This window comes from Bacillus sp. CZDM1, from assembly GCF_055502545.1.
In genome coordinates this window covers 573,090-593,152 of sequence record NZ_JBUESO010000001.1, presented here as the reverse complement: position 1 = coordinate 593,152, position 20,063 = coordinate 573,090, and the positions used below count along the sequence as shown (strand labels likewise).

Here is a 20,063-nt window from a genome sequence, read left to right as displayed (position 1 = left end):
GTATGTATGATTAAAGCTGCCTATCTCCATATACCCTTTTGTGAGCATATTTGCCATTACTGTGATTTTAATAAAGTTTTTCTAAAAGGGCAGCCGGTTGATGAATATTTACAGGCGCTAGAGCAAGAAATGGTCTTAACATTTAACAAATATCCAACTGACAAATTGCAAACCATTTTTGTGGGTGGAGGGACGCCTACTTCACTAAATGAAAAGCAGCTTGAACGGTTTTGCGATAGTATAAATAGGAACTTACCTATGAGCAGTAATCTTGAATTTACATTCGAAGCAAATCCGGGTGATTTAACAAAAGGCAAGTTGCAGATATTAAAAGATGCAGGTGTAAACCGGCTCAGTCTTGGTGTCCAAACCTTTAATGATGAATTATTAAAGAAAATTGGCCGTGTCCATCGTGCCAAGGATGTTTACCAAACAGTGGAGAATGCAAAGTCTCTCGGCTTCGAAAACATCAGCATTGATTTAATCTTCAGTCTGCCAACCCAAACAATAACTGATTTTAAAGAGTCATTATCAGAGGCTTTCACTCTTGATATTCAACATTACTCTGGGTATTCATTAATTATTGAACCGAAGACGGTCTTTTATAATCTTTTGCAAAAAGGTAAACTTCCTACTCCGGGTGAAGATATTGAAGCAGAAATGTATGAACTATTAATGGAGGAAATGGAAAAGCATGGATTTAACCAGTATGAAATTAGTAATTTTTCAAAGCCTGGCTATGAAAGTAAACATAACCTAACATACTGGAATAACGATTACTATTTTGGGTTCGGTGCAGGTGCTCATAGCTATGTGAATGGCTGGAGACGCTCGAATGCAGGACCATTGAAAAAATATATGGATTTAATTGCTGACGGAAGTCTCCCTATCTTTCAAGAAAACCAAACTTCAAAAGCAGAACAAATAGAAGAAGAAATGTTTTTAGGTCTGCGAAAAACAGCTGGAGTATCTATCTCTCATTTCATCGGAAAGTTTGATGTGGATCCTATGCAATTATTTGAAAAAGAGATAGCAGATTTAATTACTAAAAAGTGGATAGAAATAAAAGAAGGTAATATATATTTAACAAAAACAGGGCGGCTATTAGGAAATGAGGTTTTTCAATCCTTTTTAGGGGTTATCAACTAACCCGCTATCTAGGTGCTTTTGTAATTTCTTAATGCCAAATGATTGACACCATCCCCCTATTTTTGATAATTTATTAATATAATTAGCACTCGACTTCAATGAGTGCTAACAGAGGTGATGAAAGGTGTTAACAGATCGTCAATTATTGATTCTTCAGGTTATTGTTGATGATTTTATTCGGTCTGCACAACCTGTCGGCTCAAGGAGTTTGTCGAAAAAGGATGAAATATCATTTAGTTCGGCGACTATTCGGAATGAAATGGCTGATCTTGAAGAACTAGGCTATATTGAAAAAACGCATACTTCTTCTGGTCGTGTTCCTTCTGAAAAAGGCTATCGGTATTATGTAGATCATTTGCTGTCGCCTCAAGCATTAAACAAGCAGGATATAACGATTATTCAATCAATCTTTGCTGAGAGAATTTTTGAATTTGAAAAAATCATTCAAAAGTCGGCAAGGATATTATCTGAGCTAACCAATTATACTTCTATCGTTTTAGGTCCTGCGGCCAGCTTTAATAAACTTAAACGGATACAAATCATTCCTCTAAACAAGGAAAGTGCAGTAGCAATCTTTGTAACGGATTCGGGCCATGTTGAAAACCGAACATTTTATTTGCCTCCAACCGTGGATGCAAGTGATTTAGAAAAGACAGTCAATATTCTAAATGAGCGTTTGACTGGGGTTGCGCTTGAAGATTTAAATGATAAAATCTACAAAGAAGTGGCAATGTTACTAAGGCAGCATATCCGAAATTACGATTTAATGATGCATACCATTGCTGATTCGCTAAAAATGCCGGTTAATGAAAAACTCTTCTTTGGCGGAAAGACAAATATGTTAAGTCAGCCAGAGTTTCATGATATCAGTAAAATACGTGAACTATTACAAATGATTGAACACGAAGAATGGATCTACCCCTTAATTAAAAATGACTCAGCGGGTCTTCATGTGAAAATCGGCAGGGAAAACAATAATAGCGCTATGGAAAATTGCAGTCTTATTACCGCAACCTATTCTGTTGGGGCGGAGAAATTGGGAACCATCGCGATTCTTGGACCAACGAGAATGGAATATTCACGTGTTATCGGCTTGCTGCAGTTTTTGAGTAAGGATCTGACCGCAGTATTAACAAAGCTGTATCAAAAATATTAGTGCTGGAAATATTGAGTAAGTGAAATACTGCGTATTTCAACTAGGTGAAAATAATTATTCAATATATGTTACCAAACCTTTAAGGAGGTGAGTAAGTTGACAGAAGAAAAGAACAACACGCTTAATGAGGAAGTTGAATCTGAAATGAATGAACAAGTGGAACTTACCAACGAGGAAGTTGAAACTGTTTTTGATGAAGCAGGGGATTCCAATGAAGATTCAACGGATGTAGACTATGCTGCTGAGATTCAAAACCTCACCAGTAAATTAGAAGAAGCAGATAATCGTTACCTGCGTCTTCAAGCGGATTTTGATAACTTCCGCCGTCGAACTCGATTAGATATTGAGGCGGGTGAAAAATATAAAGCACAAAAGTTAGTAACTGAACTGCTTCCAGCTTTGGACAATTTTGAAAGAGCCTTGCAAATAGAAGCAGACAATGAGCAATCTCGTTCCTTGCTTCAAGGGATGGAAATGGTCTATCGCAGTTTAGTAGATGCCTTAAAAAAAGAAGGCGTTGAAGCAATAGAAGCAGTTGGGAAAGAGTTTGATCCAAATTTCCATCAAGCAGTAATGCAGGGAGAAGATGAGAATTTTGGCTCTAATATCGTAAGTGCTGAATTCCAAAAAGGGTACATGTTAAAGGATCGGGTTATCCGCCCATCAATGGTTCAGGTAAATCAATAACCCTACATATTAATACTTAGGAGGAAAAGGGAAATGAGTAAAATTATCGGTATTGACCTTGGTACAACAAACTCATGTGTTGCTGTTCTTGAAGGCGGCGAACCAAAGGTTATTCCAAATCCAGAAGGAAACCGCACAACACCATCTGTAGTAGCGTTTAAAAATGGCGAACGTCAAGTAGGGGAAGTAGCAAAGCGTCAAGCAATCACTAACCCAAATACCATTATGTCTATTAAACGCCATATGGGTACAGATTATAAGGTAGAAGCTGAAGGGAAAAATTATACTCCACAAGAAATGTCAGCCATTATCCTTCAATATTTAAAATCTTATGCTGAAGATTATTTAGGGGAGCCAGTTACAAAAGCGGTTATTACCGTACCAGCTTACTTTAATGATGCAGAGCGTCAAGCAACTAAGGATGCAGGTAAAATTGCTGGCTTAGAAGTTGAACGTATTATCAATGAGCCGACAGCTGCAGCACTTGCATTCGGTCTAGATAAAACAGATCAGGACCAAACCGTTCTTGTTTACGATCTTGGCGGCGGTACATTCGACGTATCCATCCTTGAACTTGGAGATGGCGTATTCGAAGTAAAATCAACAGCTGGTGACAATCGTCTCGGCGGAGATGACTTTGACCAAGTAATTATTGATTACTTAGTAGAACAATTCAAAAAAGAAAATGGCATTGACCTTTCTAAAGATAAAATGGCATTACAACGCTTAAAGGACGCAGCAGAAAAAGCGAAAAAGGATTTATCAGGTGTTACTACTACTCAAATTTCCTTACCGTTTATCACTGCTGGAGCAGCTGGACCACTTCACCTTGAAGTGACAATGTCTAGAGCCAAATTTGATGAGCTATCTGCTCACCTTGTTGAGCGGACAATGGGACCAACTCGCCAAGCATTAAGTGATGCTGGTTTATCTCCATCACAACTTGATAAAGTTATTCTCGTTGGTGGGTCAACTCGTATTCCTGCTGTTCAGGAAGCAATCAAAAAAGCAACTGGTCAAGAGCCACACCGTGGGGTTAACCCAGATGAAGTAGTAGCAATGGGTGCTGCCATTCAAGGGGGCGTAATCACAGGTGATGTTAAAGATGTAGTATTACTTGACGTTACACCACTTTCACTTGGTATTGAAACAATGGGCGGTGTATTCACAAAGTTGATTGACCGTAATACAACAATCCCAACGTCAAAATCACAAGTGTTCTCAACTGCTGCTGATAATCAAACAGCGGTTGATATCCACGTTCTTCAAGGGGAACGTCCAATGGCGAATCTGAATAAAACATTAGGTCGCTTCCAATTATCTGATATTCCACCAGCACCACGTGGAATTCCACAAGTTGAAGTAACTTTTGATATCGATAAGAACGGTATCGTTAATGTACGTGCTAAAGACCTTGGCACAAATAAAGAGCAGCAAATTACAATTAAATCTTCAACGGGTCTTTCTGATGAGGAAATTCAAAAAATGGTTAGAGAAGCAGAAGAAAATGCTGAAGCTGACAAACAGCGTAAAGAAGAAGTGGAACTTCGCAATGAAGCAGACCAATTAGTGTTTACGACTGAAAAAACGTTAAAAGACTTAGAAGATAAAGTGGATGCTTCTGAAGTTGCAAAAGCGAACGAAGCAAAAGATGCTTTAAAAGAAGCAATTGAGAAAAACGACCTTGAAGAAATCCGTGCTAAAAAAGACGCTTTACAAGAAATTGTTCAAGCGTTAACTGTTAAGCTTTATGAACAAGCGGCTCAGGCAGCACAAGGAGCACAAGGTGCAGAAGGCGGAAACGCTAGTCCTAAGGATGACAATGTAGTCGACGCTGAATTTGAAGAAGTCAAGGACGAAAAATAGAATTGGCTATGTAATTTTTGAAAAAGTCAAAGTCAGCAAAGGGGCTTTGGCTTTTTCTTTGTTAAGGGTATAGACAAATTATTGTTCAGCTACAGCCGATGAGCAAGCGCCTTGCGCTTTTCTTATTGCAATCATCTTCTTATAGATGTTAAAATAATCTTTATGTGAAAGATTCGGGAGTGGTAATCATGAGTAAACGGGATTACTATGAGGTGCTAGGTGTCAGTAAGAGCGCCTCTAAGGATGAACTTAAAAAAGCATATCGGAAGCTCTCCAAACAATATCATCCTGATATTAATAAAGAGCCCGATGCTGCAGATAAATTTAAAGAAATTGCTGAAGCTTATGAGGTTTTAAGCGATGATCAAAAAAAGGCACATTATGATCAATTTGGTCATACCGATCCAAACCAAGGCTTTGGGGGCGGTGCTGATTTCGGCGGCGGCTTCGGTGGTTTTGAGGATATCTTTAATACGTTTTTCGGTGGTGGCGGCGGATCACGCAGGCGTGATCCTAATGCCCCTAGACAAGGTGCTGACTTACAGTACACGATGACAGTTTCGTTTGAGGAAGCAGCATTTGGAAAAGAAACAGATATTGAAATTCCACGTGAAGAAACCTGCGGTACATGCAGCGGGTCTGGTGCTAAAAAAGGAACAAAAGCTGAAACATGTCAGCACTGTCATGGAACAGGACAGTTAAATGTTGAACAGAACACACCTTTTGGCAGAGTGGTTAATCGCCGTATTTGTCACCATTGTAATGGCACAGGAAAAGAAATTAAGCATAAATGTGCTACCTGTGGCGGTAGTGGTAAGGTGAAAAAACGCAAAAAGATTCATGTGAAAATTCCTGCAGGTATTGACGATGGACAACAGTTAAGGATTTCTGGACAAGGTGAGGCCGGTATAAACGGAGGTCCATCTGGTGATCTTTATATAGTTTTCCACGTAAGAGAGCATGAGTTTTTTGAAAGAGATGGCGACGATGTATATTGTGAAATGCCTATCACCTTTGTTCAAGCATCGCTCGGAGATGAAATTGAAGTCCCAACCTTGCATGGCAAAGTAAAAGTTAAGGTCCCATCTGGTACGCAGACAGGAACAAAGTTCCGACTCAAAGGTAAGGGAATCCCAAATGTACGCGGATATGGAACCGGGGATCAGCACATAATCGTCCGTATTATTACTCCAACTAAGTTAACGGATAAACAAAAGCATCTTCTTCGTGAATTTGCTGAACTTAGTGGAAATTCACCAATTGGTGAACATGAAGAAGGTTTTTTCTCAAAAGTAAAACGAGCCTTTAAAGGCGAGTAAGGATTGGAGCTGGTAGAATGAAGTGGTCTGAATTTAGTATTCACACTACAAACGAAGCGATTGAACCAATATCACATATTTTACACGAGGCCGGTGCCAGCGGTGTAGTTATTGAAGATCCTTTTGAACTAACAAAGGAAAGGCAAGATCAGTTCGGGGAAATCTACCAACTCAATCCAGATGATTACCCTGAAGAAGGTGTTATCGTTAAAGCATATTTACCTGTTAACAGTTTCTTAGGTGAAACAGTTGATGCAATTAAAGAATCAATTAATAATCTCATTATCCACAATATCGATATTGGGAAGAACCAAGTGACCATTAGTGAAGTGAACGAAGAGGAATGGGCAACAGCATGGAAGAAATATTATCATCCTGTTAAAATTTCAGAGAAGTTTACGATTGTTCCTACTTGGGAGATATACACCCCGGTCAGCAGTGATGAATTAATCATTGAACTGGATCCTGGGATGGCTTTCGGAACTGGAACGCATCCGACTACGGTCATGTGTATTCAAGCATTAGAAAGATTTGTCAGGCCGGGTGACAGGGTAATAGATGTTGGTACTGGCTCGGGTGTCCTTAGTATTGTTGCTGCCATGTTAGGCGCAGAGGATGTTCGTGCCTATGATTTAGATGAAGTTGCTGTAACTTCAGCGCGACTCAACATCAAGCTTAATAAAGTAAGCGACAAAGTAGCCACTTCGCAAAATAATCTATTAGATGGTGTAGAAGAGAATTCTGCTGACGTTGTCGTTGCCAATATTTTAGCGGAAGTTATTCTACGTTTCACAGATGATGTAGCACGTGTTGTTAAGCCTGGAGGAACTTTTATTGCCTCAGGAATTATTCAGCAGAAGAAAGATCAAGTAAAAGAAGGACTCGTTCAGTCTGGATTTGAAATCATTGAAACCATCTTGATGGAAGATTGGGTTGCAATTATCGCTAAAAGGACATAATTTTTAAAAAAGGGGATAAACCCCCTTTTTTCTATTTCACTGCTTTAAAAGTGAGATTTAATGCAGTACAATAAAGAGTAAAATGTTTTAGAGGGGTGCATCGTGTGCAACGCTACTTTGTTAAACTACGAGCAACTGAAAATAGTTTTGTGATTGATGGTGATGACCGCCACCATATTATCAAGGTTATGCGTATGGAAATCGGAGACAAAATCATTTGTGTTGATCCAAATGGGAATGGTGCAGTGTGTGAAATTGCAAAAATTACCGATGAACAAGTCGTTGCAGACGTTGTACAATGGAAAGATGAGAAGTCAGAGCTTCCTATTTCGATTACGATTGCCAGCGGACTTCCAAAAGGGGACAAACTTGAATGGATTATTCAAAAAGGCACTGAACTTGGTGCCAGCGAATTTATTCCTTTTTCTGCCCGTCGTTCCGTCGTAAAATGGGATGATAAAAAAGCCGGTAAAAAAGTAGAGAGATGGCAAAAAATTGCCAAAGAGGCAGCAGAACAATCCCATCGTGGATTTATCCCTGAAATTATCAGCCCAATGAATTTTAAAGCTTTGATAGAGAAAAGCAAAAATTTTCATTATAAATTAGCTGCTTTTGAAGAAGAGAGCAGAAATGGTGAAACATCTGTTTTTTCAGCAACATTACAAAAAATGAAACCAGGGGAATCGCTGTTTTTGGTATTTGGTCCTGAGGGTGGACTAGCTGAAGAAGAGGTTAACGTACTACGGGACAATGATTTTGTCCTTTGCGGCTTAGGTCCGCGTATATTAAGAACGGAAACTGCGCCACTGTATGCTCTAGCGGCGATTTCCTACCATTTTGAATTAATGAGGAGATGAATACAATGCCAACAGTCGCTTTTCATACACTTGGATGTAAAGTGAATCATTATGAGACTGAAGCAATCTGGCAATTGTTCAAGCAAGAAGGCTACGAACGAGTTGATTTTGAATCAATCTCTGATGTATATATCATTAATACTTGTACGGTTACAAATACAGGCGATAAAAAAAGCCGTCAAGTAATTCGCCGTGCGGTCCGCAAAAACCCTGACGCCGTTATTTGTGTGACAGGATGTTATGCGCAGACATCACCTGCGGAAATTATGGCAATACCTGGCGTTGATATCGTAGTTGGGACACAGGACCGGGTAAAAATGCTTGAATATATTGAACAGTATAAAACAGAACGCCAGCCAATAAATGGTGTCGGTAATATCATGAAGAATCGTGTCTATGAAGAGCTTGATGTTCCTGCATTTACCGATCGTACACGTGCTTCATTGAAAATTCAAGAAGGCTGTAACAACTTCTGTACTTTTTGTATAATCCCATGGGCACGCGGGCTAATGAGATCTCGTGATCCAAAGGAAGTCATTCGCCAAGCACAGCAGCTTGTGGATGCTGGTTACAAAGAAATTGTATTAACCGGAATTCATACAGGTGGATATGGAGAGGATATGAAGGATTACAACCTAGCCTTGCTGCTTCGTGATTTAGAAGCTCAGGTAAAGGGACTTGCACGTCTCCGAATTTCTTCTATTGAAGCAAGTCAAATCAGTGATGAAGTAATTGAAGTAATTAAACACTCAAATATTATTGTTCGTCATTTGCATATCCCAATTCAATCTGGTTCAAATACAGTATTAAAAAGAATGCGTCGTAAATATACGATGGAATTCTTTGGCGAAAGATTAGACCGCCTTAAAGAAGTACTTCCTGGTCTTGCTGTAACATCAGACGTAATTGTTGGTTTTCCTGGTGAAACGGAAGAAGAATTTATGGAAACATATAATTTTATTAATGAACATAAATTTTCTGAACTACATGTTTTCCCTTATTCTAAGCGCACAGGAACACCCGCTGCCAGAATGGAAGACCAAGTGGACGAAGAGATTAAAAATGAGCGAGTGCACCGCTTAATTGCTCTTTCTGATCAATTAGCTAAGGAATATGCTTCGCAATTTGAAAGTGACGTATTAGAAGTGATACCGGAAGAAGAATTCAGCGAGGGACAGTATGTAGGATATACAGATAATTATTTGAAAGTGGTATTCCCTGCAACAGAAGAAATGATTGGTAAACTTGTTAAAGTGAAGATTTCAAAAGCCGGCTATCCTTATAATGAAGGACAATTTGTCCGAATTGTTGAAGATGAACCAGTTAAATTTGAAGTATTTACAGAAGAAGAAGCTGCCATTTAAGGACCTATTTTGGTCCTTTTTTTTATCTTGATTTGGGTATTCTATTGTTAGTATCAACTTTCTTTCAACTACAGATTTGAAAAGGGGCTAAGAAAATGGCTACTGCCAATGTTGCTTCGATGATCGACCATACTTTGTTAAAAGCAGATGCTACGCGTCAACAAATTGAGACCCTTTGCCAAGAAGCTAAGGAGCACAAATTTTTCTCGGTTTGTGTAAACCCTGCTTGGGTTAGCACTGCGAGAGGCTTATTGAGTGGAAGTGGCGTAAAGGTTTGTACTGTTATTGGGTTTCCACTCGGTGCTGTTACTCCGGAAACCAAAGCATTTGAGACAAAAAATGCAATAGAGAATGGTGCAGATGAAGTTGACATGGTAATCAATATCGGCGCCTTGAAGGATAAAAATGATGAGTTAGTGGAAAAGGATATTCGTGCAGTTGTTGAAGCTGCAAAGGGCAAAGCATTAACGAAGGTTATCATTGAAACAAGCTTGCTTACAAGGGAAGAAAAAATTCGCGCCTGCGAGCTAGCAGTAAAGGCAGGAACAGACTTTGTTAAAACATCGACTGGATTCTCGACTGGCGGTGCTACAGTTGAAGATATTAAGCTGATGAGAGAAACTGTGGGGCCTGATATTGGAGTTAAAGCCTCCGGAGGGGTTCGTAATACGGAAGATACCGAAAAAATGATTCAAGCGGGAGCGACGAGAATTGGCGCAAGTGCAGGAGTTGCCATTCTTCAAGGCTTAACTGTTACTTCAGATTACTAAAAAAGACGGCCATGGCCGTCTTTTTTGTGTTTTATTTTATTTTTTCACCATGGACTTTCAGGATCATTTCACCAAACTTTGTCGCAAAAGGCAGGACCATGATGGATGAAACGACGTTAAATATAACACTAATATGTGCTAGTTGAATCATTTTTTCATCCGCTAATAAATGAGCATTTTCGGACAAAGCGGGGATAAAGGGAGTAAAAAGTAAAACACCAGCTACATTGAGCCAAACGTGTGCAAAGGCAGCCAATCTTGATTCTTTCCCGCCTCCAATAGATGCGATCATTGCCGTTATACATGTCCCGATATTAGCGCCAAATACGATAGCGATACCTGCATCAAGGTGAAGAAGACCTGCGGTTAAAAAACCCATGGTGATACCGGTCATCGCTGTACTAGATTGAATGATAGCAGTAATAACTGCTCCAGTTACTATACTTAATAAAATATTATCGTTAATAGAGAGGATAAAATTATTGATAAATGGGAGGGCGGTTAATGGCTGAGCTAACAGCTCAAAACCTTTCATAGCTGTAAAAACTGAGGCGATACCAAAGGTGACCATACCGATGCTTCTAATCTTGATCGGTTTAAAAAAGGTAAGTAAGGCTCCAATAATAGCAAGGGGTACCAGAATTTTATCAAGATTGAAGGTAATCAGCTCTGTCTTAAAGGTTGTTCCGATATTTGTACCCAAAATAATCCCGATTGATTGGGGAAAAGTCATGATTTTTGCTGAAATTAAGCCAATCGTGATAACCATGACTGCAGAACTGCTCTGTAATAATGCCGTAACAAAGGTGCCTGTCACCATGCCTTTTAGTGGTGTGCTTGTTAGTTTGGTCAGCCATCCTTTTAATTTATTCCCCGACAAATTAAATAATCCAAACCTAATAATGGTCATCCCAAAAATAAATAATAAGATAAATAAGATAAATAATACTATGTATAGCATGTCTTCACCCCTCTCTTCATTGTATGCCTGAGGGAAGGGGACATGCCAGATTTATGGAGGTTGTTCAAAAAATTGTGGATTTATGAATAAAAATAGTAAAAGCTTGTTTCATCTCTATAAATACAGTTGACCTTGATTACAGGTTATATTATAATTGCAAGGTACATGGATTGAGTGTAAGTGTGTTGTGTTTCGGAGGGAGGGAAAGAGAATGTCTAAAACCGTCGTTCGTAAAAACGAATCGCTTGAAGATGCTCTTCGTCGCTTCAAACGTACAGTATCAAAAACTGGTACTTTGCAAGAGGCAAGAAAGCGCGAATTCTACGAAAAGCCAAGTGTAAAGCGTAAGAAAAAGTCTGAAGCAGCAAGAAAACGTAAGTTCTAAGAGAGGGTGTAATTTATGAGTCTTCTCGAGCGTTTAAATAGTGACATGAAACAAGCGATGAAAAATAAGGAAAAAGACAAACTCATAACAATTCGGATGGTCAAAGCTTCATTGCAAAATGAAGCGATTAAGCTTGGAACAAAAGAGCTTTCCGAAGAGGTTGAGTTAACTATCCTTTCTCGCGAAGTGAAGCAACGCAAAGAATCCCTCCATGAATTTGATAAAGCAGGTCGTCAAGACCTTGTTGATAAATTGCGTGCAGAATTGGCTATCGTCGAACTGTATTTACCGAAGCAGCTTTCCGAAGAAGAGTTGTCAGAAATTGTTAAAGAAACAGTCTCTGAAGTCGGTGCAAAATCAAAAGCGGATATGGGAAAAGTGATGGCTGCGATTATGCCTAAAGTAAAGGGTAAAGCAGACGGGTCACTTGTAAATAAATACGTACAACAACACCTTTCATAATTATTCTGACAACCAAAGCCGCAAGCGTTAAGCTTGCGGTTTTTCATTTTGGAAAGTTGAAACTTATTTGGATTTAAAACGTATACATAGTGTCGACATGAAGGGAGGATAAATATGGTTGAATTTCTAACAAACCCAGTCGTTGTAACGCTGCTATTAACGATTGCAGGGGCAGCTATTGTCTATGAGCTGTTTTCGTCAAAGTTTGGAATATCAGGATTCATCGGTTTATTTGCATTACTTCTTTTCTTTTATGGACATTTTCAAGCAGGTCTTGCTGGTTTCGGAACGATCATGTTATTTGCTGTAGGAATCATGCTTATTTTCTTAGAATTTTTTCTTCCAGGGGCCATTTCAGGAACACTAGGATTGGCAGCATTAATCGCAAGTCTTTTTCTAGCAGGAGAAAATCCATTGAGTATCGGAATATCCATTTTCATTTCTATTTGTGTATCGATTGCCATGCTTTTTATTATGGTTAAGGTTTTACGAAAAAAAATAGTTTTATTTAATCGTATGATTCTATTTGATACAGCAAAAAAAGAGGATGGCTATGTGTCTAATGTGAATCGTACAGATTTAATAGGAAAAGAAGGGATTGCACTGACAGTATTAAGACCGTCTGGAACAGCGGTTTTTAATAAAGAAAGAATTGATGTTGTGACTGAAGGCGATTTCATTGATCAAAATTCAAAAATCGCTGTAGTTAAGGTTGAAGGAGTTCGTATTGTAGTCAGGAAAGTATAATGAAGGACTAAAAGGAGGTAAGTGCTGTGGAATTAACAAGTGGAACTTTATTTATGATTGGTATTATCGTTGTGGCGTTAATTTTTCTCGGAATATTATTATCTTTTGTTCCGGTAATGCTTTGGGTTTCTGCTCTTGCTGCAGGAGTTCGAATCAGTATCTTTACACTAGTAGGGATGAGACTTAGACGGGTTACACCGAGCAGAGTAGTCAATCCACTCATTAAAGCGCATAAGGCAGGATTGAACGTAACAACAAATCAGCTCGAAAGTCACTACCTAGCAGGTGGGAATGTGGATAGAGTGGTGAATGCTTTAATCGCTGCCCATCGTGCAAACATTGAGTTATCATTCGAACGGTGTGCCGCAATTGACCTTGCAGGACGTGACGTCTTAGAAGCCGTGCAGATGAGTGTAAATCCAAAAGTAATCGAAACCCCATTCATAGCAGGTGTTGCCATGAACGGTATCGAAGTAAAAGCAAAAGCAAGAATTACCGTTCGTGCAAATATCGACCGTCTTGTCGGTGGCGCGGGTGAAGATACTGTCGTTGCACGTGTTGGTGAAGGTGTCATATCGACGATTGGTTCCTCACTGGATCATAGTAAAGTGCTAGAGAGCCCTGAACTGATTTCGCAAACAGTCTTAGCTAAAGGATTAGATTCTGGTACCGCTTTTGAAATTCTTTCGATTGATATTGCTGATGTTGATTTAGGCAGAAATATCGGTGCTGAGCTGCAAACGGAGCAGGCGGAGGCCGATAAGAAAATTGCCCAGGCAAAAGCAGAAGAGCGCAGGGCGATGGCTGTCGCAACTGAACAGGAAATGAAGGCAAAAGTAGAAGAAATGAGAGCAAAAGTTGTAGAGGCAGAGGCAGAGGTGCCGCTGGCTATGGCAGAAGCATTAAAATCCGGTAATATCAGTGTCATGGAATATATGAATTATAAAAATATTTCTGCTGATACCGATATGCGCGGTTCTATAGGCAAGATGACAGGTGATAAAAAAGACGACAAATAAACCACCAATTTTTCCTAAAGAAGGAGGGTGGATATGGAGACCATTTTATTTTTAATTATTGCTGGAATTCTCTCATCAATCTTTGGTAAAGCGAAGGGTAAAAGTAATCCGGGAAGAAGAACAAAGACATTTCCTGCAAAAGGGTTTGATGATTTTCGCACAAAGGTTGAACAACAAATGATGGGCATTCCAAGAAACAAAGGACAGATATCTACAGGACAGCCTGCAAAGCAATCTAATATGCAGAGTATGGAGGAGAAATATCAAGAGATAAAGCAGATCCCAGTTATCTCGAAAACGCAAGTAAAGCAAATGAAGCCTAGTAAACCAGCCAGAATCGAAGTGGAATCTGACGACATCCTATTTGAAAAACCAGATGATAAAACGATTATTAATGGAATTATTTGGGCTGAGATACTAGGTGAACCACGAGCTAAAAAGCCATACTTCCCGAGAAAAAGCTAAATAATTCATTTTGAAAGCCTTCTAATTCAATAGAAAAAGGTGTGCTAGAACGCCTTTTCATTTCATATTATGAGATGAAAGGGGGTTCTTTTTTTATGGCAAAAAAATGGGGCCTGCGTGTCCGGAACTGGATGGCACAAAAAATGGATCTTCCTCAAGATGTCATGATGGATTTACCCCGGATCACCATGATTGGGCAAATCCATATATACATTGAGAACCATAGAGGATTGATTACTTTTACAGATAAAGAATTGCGTCTGTTGTTAAAACAGGGTCAATTGCAAATAAGAGGGAATTCTTTCGTGATTAAAACCATATTACCTGAAGAGATTTTGCTTGAGGGGAAAATTGATCAGGTCATTTATATAAATGAAAATCCAGGAGGAGCAAAATGAAAAACCAATGGATCGAATTTTTTTCTGGCAAAGTAACGGTTAAAGTTTCGGGAAGGGGAATAGAAAGATTTTTAAATGTTCTTACTAGAAACGGACTATTGATTTGGAATGTGAAACGACATGGGACTGAAACGATTACTTTCACAATGAGACTCGGTGATGCTTTAAAAATCAGACATTATGCAAGAGAAAAAGAATGCTCCATTACATTCTTAAGGAGGGCAGGGCTGCCTTTTTTATTTAAGCGATTATTGAAAAATAGCGGGTTTGTTGGTGGAGCTATTCTTTTCCTCATGATTATTATGTTTTTATCTAATGTTATATGGGGCATTGAAATTAAGGGGGCTAAACCTGCAACGGAGTATCAGATTCGCAAAGAATTGGACAAGATGGGTGTAAAAATCGGAAAGATTCAGTTTTTTGTGGATAATGTAGAGGGAATTCAAAGGAAATTAACTAATAATATTGGTAACCTTACCTGGGTTGGTGTGGAGTTAAAGGGGACAACCTATCATCTTCAAGTGGTCGAGAAAAAGGAACCAGAAAAGCCAGAGCAGCTTCCGCCAAGAAACCTTGTTGCAAAAAAGAAAGCCATCATAGCATCTATGTATGTAGAGACCGGACAGAAAGTGGTTGATCTCCATGATCATGTGGAAGCAGGGGATTTACTTGTATCCGGTGTAATTGGAAAGGAAGGTCAAACGCAGCAAGTTGCAGCAGTCGGTGAGGTTTGGGGGGAAACGTGGTATAGAAGCCATGTTGAACTGCCATTGAATACGTATTTCTTTGTATTTAATGGACAAGAAAAGCAAAAGCACTCATTAATCCTAGGAAATTTAGAGATTCCTATTTGGGGATTTGGTGAACCGGAATTTAAGGAATATGAGGCAGAAAAAAATGTTAAGAGTATTCATTTTCTCAAATGGGAGCTGCCAATTTCCGTCGGGAATGAAACACTAAGAGCCAGAGAACAGATGACCCGAACTTATAATAAAGAGGAAGCTGAAAATATTGCAATTGAATTAGCAAAAAATAAAATAAAAAGTGGGTTGGATGAAGAAGCTATTATAAAAGATGAAAAAATTTTACAAAAAGAGTTGAAAAATGGTAAAGTTATCCTAGATATCCACTTTAAAATTATCGAAAATATTGCGGTTGGACAACCAATACCCAAGGAGACTCCTGAATGACAGTAAAGTTAAAAACAATAAATGTACAACTTGAAAATCCAACTGAAGCGATTGCCCTTATTGGCAATGCGGATGCAAATCTAAAAATAATTGAAGAAGAACTCGAAGTATCGATTGTCACACGTGGAGAATCTGTCAGTCTTTCTGGAGATGAAGAAAGAGTGATGCTTGCTAGTCAAATTCTAGATAAGCTTATTTTTGTTATAAGAAAGGGTGTAACCATTAGCCAGAGGGATGTTTTGTCTGCCATCCAAATGGCTCAAAAAGGTACTCTCGATTACTTCGATAATCTCTATGATGAGGAAATCGCAAAGAATGTAAAAGGAAAGAGTATTCGTATCAAGACGCTGGGACAAAGACAATATATAATGGCGATCAGACAGAATGACCTTGTATTTGGAATTGGCCCAGCGGGTACCGGCAAAACGTATTTAGCCGTGGTAATGGCGGTAAATGCATTAAAAAATGGTCAGGTAAATAAAATTATTCTAACAAGACCTGCGGTAGAAGCTGGAGAAAGTCTTGGATTTTTACCTGGTGATTTAAAAGAAAAGGTGGATCCATACCTACGGCCTCTCTATGATGCACTGAATGACGTTTTAGGTACCGAACATACTCAAAGGTTAATCGAACGCGGGACCATTGAAATTGCGCCGTTAGCCTATATGAGGGGTCGGACACTAGACGATGCCTTCGTTATATTAGATGAGGCCCAAAATACCACTCATGCTCAAATGAAGATGTTCCTGACAAGGCTTGGATTCGGTTCAAAAATGGTTATAACCGGTGATACAACGCAAATCGATTTACCTAAAGGTGCAAAATCAGGGCTAATAGCTGCTGAAAAGATCTTGTTAGGTGTAAATGGAATTTCTTTTGTTTTCTTAGAACAAAGCGATGTTGTTCGTCACCCGCTTGTCGGCAGGATTATCGAGGCATACGAAAAGAAGCCCCTGCAAAGCTAAAGTACAGGTAAAGGGATAAACCGTCTAATGGTTTATCCCTTTTGCCATATAATCATAACAATTGGCTTGCAAAAATAACCTATCTTTTATTAGAGGATGAAACTTCAGGAAAAAACTGTTATCATTTTACATAAAGCGTGTTTACATACTTGACTACGGTTATTTTTGGTGCTTTTGGGGGGAGTTAGTTGAAAAAAATACAGCAATACTTAATTCAAATAAAAAAGCTTCTAGATTATACCTTCTTCAGAGTATTAGTGTTTGTTGTTTTAGGAGTCATTCTATTTACCTCTATGTATGGAAATGTAAAGCCTGAAAAACTCGATATTAGTCTATTAACAGTAGCTGAGAAAACCATTCGTTCCCCTGCAACGGTAGAGGATAAAATTAGTACAGAAAAAAAACGTCAAGAGGCATTGGACCAAGTTCAAGACGTATATACATTAAAAAAAGAATATTCATCCAATCAAGTAGATTTGATTTCATCCATTTTTGACTCAGCTGTAGAAGTAACTGAAGAAATAGAGGATGAAATGAAAAAACAGATTGCGACAGATGAAGAACCTTTAGATTTACAGCAGCCAACCGTTGAAGAAGAAGTAACCATGCTAAAGGCGAAATTAACAGATCGTGTAATCAAGGATTTATCAGCGCGTGTTTTTTCCGCACTTGTCCAAGCCAGCGATGATGAATTAGCGATTGCAAAAGACTTGACGGTAACAGCCATTAACAATGTTATGAACAAGCGGATTTCTGCAGATGATGTAGAAAATGCAAAAAAAAGCCTGGAAGAAGAATTAAAATTCACGACCTTAAATAGTGACTTAAAGAATGCAGCCATAGAATTAGGCAGATATGCAGTCATTCAAAATGAGTTTTATGATCCAGAGGCAACGGAGGAGCTGCGTAAACAAGCAGCAGAATCTGTCGAGCCTGTTAAAATCCTACAGGGGCAAATTATTATTGAAGAGGGTAAATTAATCCGTCAGGAAGAATTTCGACAGTTAGAACTAGTAGGATTATTAGACAACAAACAGTCGTATAAACCATTCATTGGTTTAATTATTTTAATTTCAATTATTCTTTCGTCACTTTATTATTATTTCTATCAAATGAAGGAGCATCCGGAAAAGAGACATACCAACCTGCTCTTGTTTGGGATTATTTTTATCCTGACATTTTTTATTTTGAAAATTGTCAGCATGCTTCAAATTTTTAACTACTCAGGAATTGGATACTTATTCCCTGCCGCTATGGGCGGGATGTTAATTAAAATATTAATTGATGAAAAACTTGCGATTCTTTCATCGATAATCATTTCTATTTTTGGCAGTCTTTTATTCAATGAAGGGGTTTCTGGAACGCTTAATTTTTCAGTGGGGATCTATATAATGTTTAGTGCCCTCTCAGCTTTGCTTTTTTTAAGTGATCAAAATCAGCGCTCTAAAATATTGCAGGCAGGTTCCTTTGCAGCTGCAGTAAATCTTTTTACCATTTGGGCACTTATGTTTTTACCGAATGGACAATTTTCAGGATTGGAATATGGGTATTATATCTTAACAGCCATTTTTTCAGGAATCGGTTCAGCTGTCTTGACGATGGGGTTATTACCGCTCTTTGAAACAAGCTTTGGAATTCTATCAACCATGAAGTTGATTGAGCTTTCAAACCCTAATCATCCACTTCTGAGGAAAATTTTAATGGAAGCACCTGGGACTTATCACCATAGTGTAATGGTTGCTAATTTAGCGGATGCAGCCTGTGAAGCCATTGGTGCAAATGGGCTGCTTGCTAGGGTTGGCTGTTATTACCATGATATTGGGAAAACAAAACGGCCGAATTTTTTCATAGAAAATCAGATGCACCGTGAAAACCCGCATGACCGGCTGCCGCCTGATAAAAGTGCGAATATCATTATTTCACACGTAACAGATGGGGCAGCAATATTAAAAAAATACAATATGCCAAAGGAAATTATCCATATAGCTGAACAACATCATGGAACTACATTATTGAAATTCTTTTACCATAAGGCTATACAAGGCGTACAGGATGTCAAGGAAGAGGATTACCGTTATCCTGGTCCAAAGGCACAGACGAAAGAATCAGCAATTGTGGGTATTGCTGACAGCGTGGAGGCTGCTGTTAGATCCCTTAACCAGCCCACGCCTGAAACGATTGAATCGCTCGTTAAGAAGATTGTTTCAGAACGGCTTCAGGATGAGCAATTAAATGAATGTGATTTAACTTTAAAAGAATTAGAAATGGTGTCGCACTCGTTTTGTGAAACGTTAAAGGGGATTTTCCACTCGAGAATCGAATATCCAGAAATGACGAAGAAGGTGGTCCAAGTATGAACAAGTTGATGATTGATTTAGTGGACGAAACAAATCAACTTTCTACCGAGCAAATGGAACAAATCGAAAAACTGCTGAATTTTGCAGCTGGTATAGAAAATGTTGAAGACAGTAGCGAGGTTTCTGTTACATTTGTATCCAATGAAAGAATTCACGAAATTAATAAGGAATTCAGAGATAAAGATGCCCCCACGGATGTTATTTCCTTCGCGATGGAAGAGCTTGGTGAAGGAGAAATACAGTTGATAGGGGCTGAGCTTCCGCGTGTCTTGGGGGACATCATCATTTCTATACCAAAGGCAGAAGAACAGGCAAAGGAATATGGGCATTCATTTATTCGCGAACTAGGCTTTTTAGCTGTCCATGGTTTCCTTCACCTACTCGGCTATGATCATATGGAAAAGGATGAGGAAGAAAAAATGTTCTCTCGACAGAAAGAAATTTTAGAAGTTTATGGACTCACACGATAAGCCTATTCGGTTATGGAAATCCTTTTCTTTTGCTTTAACAGGGATTAAGGCAGCCCTTTTGACGGAAAGGAATATGCGCATTCATTTTTTTGCTTCGCTTGTAGTGATTGGGTGTTCAATATTATTTTCCATTAGTAAACTGGAATGGTTATTTGTGATTCTAGCAATTGGAGGAATCTTCTCTCTTGAATTAATGAATACAGCTGTCGAGAGGGTTGTAGATTTAATTACAGAGGAGTACCACCCACTTGCTAAACAAGCAAAAGATTTAGCTGCCGGAGCGGTTTTTATTTATGCTATTATTGCGGTTGTGATTGGAATTATGGTCTTTACACCATATTTTTTTAGATGGTTGTTCTGATGTAATTTGAAATGGAATTACGAATTCGGTACAATAACTTATCAGCCCTAACCTAATCTATATGAATTAGCTGATTTTTATGAAAATTCTAATTTTTATATTACTTTTTCGCTACAAGTGATGATTTTGTAACATTTTTAGGGTAAAATAAAGAAA

The 20,063-nt window shown here is 38.7% G+C and carries 21 protein-coding genes; 20 read left to right on the top strand and 1 reads right to left on the bottom strand.

The features are described 5' to 3' along the window. Positions 1 to 6: 6 nt before the first annotated feature. The 9 genes from hemW to deoC all read left to right on the top strand — a co-directional run bounded on the left by hemW (position 7) and on the right by deoC (position 10,127). Positions 7 to 1,149: a radical SAM family heme chaperone HemW gene (gene hemW / locus ACY3XC_RS03185; protein WP_464867236.1), complete on the top strand. Its 1,143-nt coding sequence runs from the start codon at positions 7 to 9 to the stop codon at positions 1,147 to 1,149. Positions 1,150 to 1,273: 124 nt separating this feature from the next. Further along, positions 1,274 to 2,305 carry a heat-inducible transcriptional repressor HrcA gene (hrcA, locus tag ACY3XC_RS03180; RefSeq protein ID WP_464867235.1) on the top strand — a complete coding sequence of 344 codons (1,032 nt, stop codon included), beginning with the start codon at positions 1,274 to 1,276 and terminating at the stop codon, positions 2,303 to 2,305. 96 nt (positions 2,306 to 2,401) lie between these two features. Continuing rightward, on the top strand, positions 2,402 to 2,992 hold the full coding sequence (grpE, locus tag ACY3XC_RS03175) for a nucleotide exchange factor GrpE (RefSeq protein ID WP_464867234.1): 591 nt from the start codon (positions 2,402 to 2,404) through the stop codon (positions 2,990 to 2,992). 33 nt (positions 2,993 to 3,025) lie between these two features. Next, a complete protein-coding gene (gene dnaK / locus ACY3XC_RS03170) occupies positions 3,026 to 4,858 on the top strand; it encodes a molecular chaperone DnaK (RefSeq protein WP_464867233.1) in 1,833 nt (610 codons plus the stop codon). 188 nt (positions 4,859 to 5,046) lie between these two features. Next, positions 5,047 to 6,177, top strand: a complete 1,131-nt coding sequence (gene dnaJ, locus ACY3XC_RS03165) for a molecular chaperone DnaJ (RefSeq protein WP_464867232.1) — start codon at positions 5,047 to 5,049, stop codon at positions 6,175 to 6,177. Between the two features lie 17 nt (positions 6,178 to 6,194). Beyond that, positions 6,195 to 7,136, top strand: a complete 942-nt coding sequence (gene prmA / locus ACY3XC_RS03160; RefSeq protein ID WP_464867231.1) for a 50S ribosomal protein L11 methyltransferase — start codon at positions 6,195 to 6,197, stop codon at positions 7,134 to 7,136. Between the two features lie 104 nt (positions 7,137 to 7,240). Beyond that, the gene (locus tag ACY3XC_RS03155) at positions 7,241 to 7,993 is read left to right on the top strand and encodes a 16S rRNA (uracil(1498)-N(3))-methyltransferase (protein WP_464867230.1); all 753 of its coding nucleotides are present in this window, start codon (positions 7,241 to 7,243) and stop codon (positions 7,991 to 7,993) included. Positions 7,994 to 7,998: 5 nt separating this feature from the next. Continuing rightward, positions 7,999 to 9,357: a tRNA (N(6)-L-threonylcarbamoyladenosine(37)-C(2))-methylthiotransferase MtaB gene (mtaB, locus tag ACY3XC_RS03150; protein ID WP_464867229.1), complete on the top strand. Its 1,359-nt coding sequence runs from the start codon at positions 7,999 to 8,001 to the stop codon at positions 9,355 to 9,357. A gap of 95 nt (positions 9,358 to 9,452) precedes the next feature. After that, on the top strand, positions 9,453 to 10,127 hold the full coding sequence (deoC, locus tag ACY3XC_RS03145) for a deoxyribose-phosphate aldolase (RefSeq protein WP_464867228.1): 675 nt from the start codon (positions 9,453 to 9,455) through the stop codon (positions 10,125 to 10,127). A 31-nt stretch (positions 10,128 to 10,158) separates the two neighbouring features. On the opposite strand, the gene ACY3XC_RS03140 is transcribed toward deoC, so the two are convergent. Next, entirely contained in the window at positions 10,159 to 11,088 is a 930-nt protein-coding gene (locus tag ACY3XC_RS03140; RefSeq protein WP_179157174.1) for a Na/Pi symporter, read from the bottom strand. A gap of 211 nt (positions 11,089 to 11,299) precedes the next feature. Here ACY3XC_RS03140 and rpsU point away from each other — a divergent pair, with 211 nt between their 5' ends. From rpsU to ACY3XC_RS03085, 11 genes are all read left to right on the top strand, one after another. Then, the gene (gene rpsU / locus ACY3XC_RS03135; RefSeq protein ID WP_007087607.1) at positions 11,300 to 11,473 is read left to right on the top strand and encodes a 30S ribosomal protein S21; all 174 of its coding nucleotides are present in this window, start codon (positions 11,300 to 11,302) and stop codon (positions 11,471 to 11,473) included. Between the two features lie 15 nt (positions 11,474 to 11,488). Then, complete coding sequence (locus ACY3XC_RS03130; RefSeq protein WP_095250131.1) at positions 11,489 to 11,935, top strand: GatB/YqeY domain-containing protein; 447 nt, start codon at positions 11,489 to 11,491, stop codon at positions 11,933 to 11,935. Between the two features lie 114 nt (positions 11,936 to 12,049). Continuing rightward, entirely contained in the window at positions 12,050 to 12,682 is a 633-nt protein-coding gene (locus ACY3XC_RS03125) for an NfeD family protein (protein WP_464867227.1), read from the top strand. A gap of 53 nt (positions 12,683 to 12,735) precedes the next feature. Then, positions 12,736 to 13,701 carry a flotillin-like protein FloA gene (gene floA / locus ACY3XC_RS03120; protein ID WP_133367663.1) on the top strand — a complete coding sequence of 322 codons (966 nt, stop codon included), beginning with the start codon at positions 12,736 to 12,738 and terminating at the stop codon, positions 13,699 to 13,701. 33 nt (positions 13,702 to 13,734) lie between these two features. After that, entirely contained in the window at positions 13,735 to 14,166 is a 432-nt protein-coding gene (locus ACY3XC_RS03115; RefSeq protein WP_464867226.1) for a hypothetical protein, read from the top strand. Between the two features lie 95 nt (positions 14,167 to 14,261). Beyond that, positions 14,262 to 14,564: a sporulation protein YqfC gene (gene yqfC / locus ACY3XC_RS03110; RefSeq protein ID WP_179157171.1), complete on the top strand. Its 303-nt coding sequence runs from the start codon at positions 14,262 to 14,264 to the stop codon at positions 14,562 to 14,564. Then, complete coding sequence (yqfD, locus tag ACY3XC_RS03105) at positions 14,561 to 15,754, top strand: sporulation protein YqfD (protein ID WP_464867225.1); 1,194 nt, start codon at positions 14,561 to 14,563, stop codon at positions 15,752 to 15,754. Before yqfC ends, yqfD begins: the two co-directional genes overlap by 4 nt. Further along, on the top strand, positions 15,751 to 16,719 hold the full coding sequence (locus ACY3XC_RS03100) for a PhoH family protein (protein WP_179157169.1): 969 nt from the start codon (positions 15,751 to 15,753) through the stop codon (positions 16,717 to 16,719). Before yqfD ends, ACY3XC_RS03100 begins: the two co-directional genes overlap by 4 nt. A 188-nt stretch (positions 16,720 to 16,907) precedes the next feature. Further along, complete coding sequence (locus ACY3XC_RS03095; protein ID WP_464867224.1) at positions 16,908 to 19,076, top strand: HD family phosphohydrolase; 2,169 nt, start codon at positions 16,908 to 16,910, stop codon at positions 19,074 to 19,076. Further along, a complete protein-coding gene (ybeY, locus tag ACY3XC_RS03090) occupies positions 19,073 to 19,546 on the top strand; it encodes an rRNA maturation RNase YbeY (RefSeq protein ID WP_464867223.1) in 474 nt (157 codons plus the stop codon). Before ACY3XC_RS03095 ends, ybeY begins: the two co-directional genes overlap by 4 nt. Next, a complete protein-coding gene (locus ACY3XC_RS03085) occupies positions 19,530 to 19,907 on the top strand; it encodes a diacylglycerol kinase family protein (protein WP_464867222.1) in 378 nt (125 codons plus the stop codon). Before ybeY ends, ACY3XC_RS03085 begins: the two co-directional genes overlap by 17 nt. The last annotated feature ends 156 nt before the right edge of the window (positions 19,908 to 20,063 follow it).